This window comes from Actinoplanes sp. NPDC051633, from assembly GCF_040681735.1.
Classification (GTDB): Bacteria; Actinomycetota; Actinomycetes; order Mycobacteriales; family Micromonosporaceae; genus Actinoplanes.
In genome coordinates this window covers 1-4,982 of record NZ_JBFAZH010000578.1, presented here as the reverse complement: position 1 = coordinate 4,982, position 4,982 = coordinate 1, and the positions used below count along the sequence as shown (strand labels likewise).

7 protein-coding genes are annotated in these 4,982 nt (G+C 69.3%); all 7 read right to left on the bottom strand.

Annotation, left to right across the window (positions count from 1 at the left end):
- Positions 1-1,265: replication initiator (locus AB0M20_RS27020; protein WP_364302842.1), on the bottom strand; the 1,265-nt coding region annotated here is incomplete at its 3' end.
- Between the two features lie 103 nt (positions 1,266-1,368).
- Complete coding sequence (locus AB0M20_RS27015; RefSeq protein WP_364302840.1) at positions 1,369-1,731, bottom strand: hypothetical protein; 363 nt, start codon at positions 1,729-1,731, stop codon at positions 1,369-1,371.
- A gap of 105 nt (positions 1,732-1,836) precedes the next feature.
- A complete protein-coding gene (locus tag AB0M20_RS27010; RefSeq protein WP_364302838.1) occupies positions 1,837-2,739 on the bottom strand; it encodes a hypothetical protein in 903 nt (300 codons plus the stop codon).
- Positions 2,736-3,554, bottom strand: coding sequence for an NUDIX hydrolase (locus AB0M20_RS27005; RefSeq protein WP_364302836.1), 819 nt, complete (start codon positions 3,552-3,554; stop codon positions 2,736-2,738). The genes AB0M20_RS27010 and AB0M20_RS27005 overlap by 4 nt, the downstream gene beginning before the upstream one ends.
- Positions 3,551-3,835: a hypothetical protein gene (locus AB0M20_RS27000; protein WP_364302834.1), complete on the bottom strand. Its 285-nt coding sequence runs from the start codon at positions 3,833-3,835 to the stop codon at positions 3,551-3,553. The genes AB0M20_RS27005 and AB0M20_RS27000 overlap by 4 nt, the downstream gene beginning before the upstream one ends.
- Complete coding sequence (locus AB0M20_RS26995; protein ID WP_364302832.1) at positions 3,832-4,023, bottom strand: hypothetical protein; 192 nt, start codon at positions 4,021-4,023, stop codon at positions 3,832-3,834. The genes AB0M20_RS27000 and AB0M20_RS26995 overlap by 4 nt, the downstream gene beginning before the upstream one ends.
- A complete protein-coding gene (locus AB0M20_RS26990; RefSeq protein ID WP_364302844.1) occupies positions 4,020-4,367 on the bottom strand; it encodes an RRQRL motif-containing zinc-binding protein in 348 nt (115 codons plus the stop codon). Before AB0M20_RS26990 ends, AB0M20_RS26995 begins: the two co-directional genes overlap by 4 nt.
- Between the last annotated feature and the right edge of the window lie 615 nt (positions 4,368-4,982).

Genomic DNA, 4,982 nt, shown 5'->3' with positions numbered 1-4,982 from the left:
TAGCGGCGTAGCCGGTGCCAGCCGTGGGCGGTGCCGAGGTGCCAGCAGGCTTGGATGAGCCGGCCGACGTGGGTGTCCGGGGTGGCGTGCAGTTCGATGGTGAGGTCGTCGAGGCGGCGGAAGGTGGCGCCGGTGACTTCGGTGCTTTTGGTGACGTACTTGGCGAGGTAGCCGGACAGCTTGGACAGGTTGGCCTCGCCGCCGGGGGCGTTGATGTGCTCGATGTCCAGGCCCTGGCTGCCCCAGGCGATCCGCCAGCCGCGTCCGCCGTTGGCCGGATGGCCGGCGGTGGTGTAGCTGGTCTTGGCGAACGCGGTTTCCAGGACGTGGGCGAACATGTGGCGGGTGATGATGCGGTCGGGTGGGACGATCGCGCCGGGGCAGTCGGGGTGGTAGCCGTCAAGCCGGATGACGGCGTGGTAGTGGATCACGCCGCGGGCTTGGAATTCGTACACCTTGTGGTACTGCCGGCGCAGCGGCACGCCGAGCCGTTTGCCGAGCCGTCCGAGTTCGCGGTCGAATTCTTGGATGGTGCGCCGCCACAGCTCGGACGCTTCGAGGTTCCATACAACTTGGCCGGTGTGGTCGTAGCAGTCCAGGCAGAACGGGGTGCCGAGGGCGGGATCGGTCGTCTTGTGCCGGGCGGTGCAGCGCATCGGCTGGCCGTGCAGGCAGGGTTTGCCGAAGGGCCGGCACACGCTCGCGCGGCAGGTGCAGCGGTCTTTGCTGCGGCAGTCGGCGGCGTGGGTTTTCACCACGCGGTGGTGCACCGGTCCGAAGGAGGGGGCGGTGGCGGTGAGGAACACGGCGAGGTGCTGACCGAGTGGGGGCAGGCCGTAACGTCCGCCTTCGAGCCCGGCGCGGATGATCTGGTAGGTGTCGCGGCGGTACACCTCGGCGCAGGACGGACAGACGCTGGCGCGGCGGTTCCCGCACGGGGTGTAGATGACGCCGTCGGGCATGTCGTCGGTGGTCATGGTGTGCATCAGCGTGCCGTCCGGGTTTTTGACGTCGATGTCACCGGACAGCCGGATCGGGCGGGTGCACGCGGCGACAGCCGAGACGTGGTCGAGCCAGTCCGGGAACTCACCGGAGCGAACCCGGCTACGGGCGGCGGCGACTTCACCCGGGTCGAAGCCCAGCCTCGTATCCGGATGCGGGGCCTTCGGCTTCGGGGTGGGTTGTGCCCAGGGCCAGAACCGTCCGTCGCCGGGACGGGAGGTGGTGCCGGTGGTGGGCCAGAGCGGCAGGGTTGGCTGGGTCACGGCTGGTCTCCTTCCGGCAGTGGTGGGCGGGTGGTGGTCTCGGCGTTCTCCCCCGTGCCCACAACGGGTGTTGTGGGGACGAGAGGCAGCGTCGAGCTACGCATCAGGCATCGGTGGCGGTCCGGTCAGCTGCGGGGCCGGGGTTGGGGTTGAGGCCGCGGCTGCTGGTGATGGTGGACAGCAGCGGGTAGGGCAGGTCGATCTCCTTGCCTTCGTCGAAGGTCTGCAGGCTGTTGTGGGCTTGCGCGAGGGCGACGACGTCGGCCAGGACTTCGCAGACGCGGCAGCCGGACACTGCGCAGCGGCGGTGCCGTGACTGCAGGACGCCGAAGTAGAGGCTGAGCAGGAAGGCGAGTTGCCGCCAGTAGTCGGCGGGGTGGTCGAGGTTGGGGGCGAGCAGTGCTCGGAACTCCTCGATGGAGGCAGGCGCAGCGGGGTCGTCCTTGGCGGTGGGTGCGGTGGTCATGGATGGGGTCCTTTCGGATCTGGTTAGCCGTCGAGGGTTCGGCGGCGTCCCCCGTGCCCACAACGGGTGTGTTGTGGGCGCGAGAGGCAGCGTCGAGAAATGGGCTCATGTGGTGGTGGCGACGGTGCTGCCGTTGTGTGGCCGGGTGGTGGCCGGCGTGGGCGGGTGTTGGAGTTGGGTGAGGATGTCGGCCGCGTCGGCGGTCGGGACTCGCAGGCGTACTGCGAGGCGGGTGGCGCTGATGTCTTCGCCGTGTTCGGCGCGGTGCGACACCGCGAGGGTCCGGGCGTTGGCCAGCAGCGGTTGCGGGTACTGCTTGCCGGTCCGCGCAGCTGGTGCCGGGGTTTCGGCCGGGGCCGGTACGGGCGGGGCCGTCGTCGCCGGTGCCGGGCTGGGAGTCTTCTTGGCCGGGGTCCGTTTCGCGGGTGTCTTCTTCGCCGGTGTGCTCTTGCTGGTGGTGGCCCTGGTCGTGGATACGGCGGCCGGGCTGGCCTTCGCGCGCGTGCTGTCTGGTGACGTGGCGGGCGAGGCGGCCGGCGCTGGTGCCGTGACCGGGTGGGTGGGCCGGTGTGCGGTGGCGGAGAAGACGAGCTTGGACAGGCCGAGGAAGGCCACAGCGGGCAGGGCGGAGACGATCCAGCCGGACAGGCCGGGCTTGGCCACGGCCAGCTGAGCGGTCAGCGAGAAACCGACTGCGCCAACGAGCAGGACCATCGGGTAGGACACCGAGCAGCCCGGGGTGCGGCGTCGGCGCCGGGCGATTTCGATGATGGATGCGGTCGGGATCAATTCGGAGATGACGGCGTTGGCCCAGCCGAACCAGTCCGGGGTTCCGGTGGGCGAGTTGTCGATGGTCCAGTCGTGGACGTGGGTGAACGAGGCAGCGCCGGCCATCAGGCCAACGGAAACGACGATCAGAACGAGGACACCGAACTGGAGACTCTCGGCGGTGAGGCGCAGACGCTTCTTCCTGCGGGTGTCCTTCGTGGATGCGGGTTTAATGGTCATGCCGGCCCCGATTCGTCGGGGTCGGGGTAGCTCTGGTAGCTGAGGATGCGGACGTTGGTGTAGCCGCCGTGGTCTTGCAGGCCCTTGGCGATCGGGGTGAGGTCGTCGAAGGTGTGGAACTGGCGGTCGGAGCGGATGAGGATGGGTACCTCGTCCATGCCGTGGGCGCCGTTGTCGCAGCGGAACACGATCAGATACCGGTATGGCGGGAAGGGCGGTTCGTAGGGTGAGCGGCTGGCGAGCCACTCGATGGCCCGAAGGTCACGCTGCAGCAGCGTGATCAGTCCGGCGTCGTAAAGGAAGCCAACCCAGACGGGTTCGATGCCGGGCGTGGCATGAAATTCGTCGGTGGTGAGCCGACTGCGGGCGTAGTCCGCAGTCCGCTCGGCCAGGTGCTGCAGTTCTTCGGTGGTGTACCAGCGCGGGTTCCGCGTTTCGCGGGGGCTCGGGTTGAGGTCGCCGGTGACCTCGGCTTGGTAGACGGTCCAGTGGTGGCCCGGTCCTTGGGGTCCGTGCTGGCGGCGGCAGATGTTGTGACGCCATTGCCGGGCGATGAGGGTGAGGCCGGTGACGGTCAGGCCGAGTTCTTCGGCGACCTCGGTACGGGCGGCCTGTTCGGGGCTGCCGTGTTCGTCGATGTGCCCGGCGGCGGGGGCGATCCCGACCGGTGGGGTGTTCCGGGCGAACAGCAGATGCCGTCCCTGGTCGTCGCTGATCAGGACGCCGACGGAGGTGTTGTCGCACCGCTTGGTGACCGAGGCGGGCACGGGCGGCCAGTCAGCGGCCGAGCGGTAGGTGCGCGGGTAGGGGTTCATGAGATGGTCCCTTCATCGGGTCGGGCGGGGCCGAGTGAGATGAGGCTGGTGACGCCGAGGCAGCCGGGGCAGAAGACCGGGCCGAGGCGGAAGGTGAGCAGGTCGAGCACGAGCTCGAGTGGGCTGTTGTAGTTGGCGGGGAAGACGGCCAGGCCGTTGCAGTCCGGGCATTCGGGGACGCATTCGGGGCAGCGTTCGAACAGTTCGCCGAGGTAGTCGTCGCGTCCGGCGGGCATGTGCCCGTCGATGCAGAACCGGCAGTCGGCGAGGGCGGCCGTCATGGCGTGCCTCCCGCCGTGGTGATCGGGTACGGCGTTGCGGTCGGGTCGTCGAAGTCGACGCAGTAGGTGCCGTCACCGTCCGGGCAGTCGAAGAGGTCGGTGAAGAATTCGCCGAGGTCGGTGCTGTCGAACACCAGGTCGACGTGGCTCAGCTGGGTGGCGCAGGTCGGGCACACCGGTGTGGTCATCGGGTGGCCTCCGGTTCGCAGTCGAGGCAGGCGCCGGTCCGGCGCGGGATCTGGTAGGGCTTGAGTTGGGTGCAGGCCGGGCAGACGCGCTTGGCGCGGTTGGCCTTGTCGAGGGCGGCGAGCTGCGCCGCGGTGGCGGTGCGCTTGGGCAGCGCGAGGTCGATGCGGTAGAGGTAGGCGACGCGCTTCCCGCGACGCCACATCAGTTGCGCGGCAACGGTTTGCCCGCCTGGGCGTAGCCCTTGGTCGCGGAGCTGGCGGAGGGTGGCGTAGCCGTCGGGGGCGAACTTGAACGGGAACGTCGGGATGCCGAACCGTTCGCCGGTGGGGTCGTAGAACACCATCGGGTCCTCCGAGTCGTCGTCGGCCGGCACGGGGTCGGCCTCGTCGCCGTGGGTGCACGGCGGGCCGAACGTGGGATGCGGGTACGCGTCGCGGTCGACGTCGTCCGGGAGGAACGCGCTGTTGCAGGCGGCGCAGACGATCGGGCCTTCGTCGAAGGCCGTCACCGAGAGGCGGATTTTGCGCGGGCAGGCGCATTCGGCGGTGATGCCGTTGTTGTTGTTCGTGCGCTTCCTGCCCTCACCGGTGGGTTCGGGATGCCGGTAGGCGTTGAGCGCTCGTGCGAGGTGGCCGAGGGTGTCCGCGTAGTCGGCGGCAGCCGTGTCGGTCAGGGTGCAGGGCGAGTAGCCGAGCTTGTCGTCCTTGGCGGCCGACAGGCCGAGTTCGGCGGCGAGTTTGGCGAATTTGGCGTTGTGCCATCGGCCTTGGCGGCTGGTGTCCTGGATGCCGCGGACGTTGGCGAGGCTGTGGGTGGCTTCGTGCAGCAGGGTGACGAGGACTTCGGCGGGCGTGCGGTGCAGGCCCTCACCGGAGACGAGGACCTCGGGCAGCCGGTTGTCGCCGCGCTGCCAGCGCAGGGCAGCGAAGTGGCCCCACTTCATGGCGGCGTTGGGTTT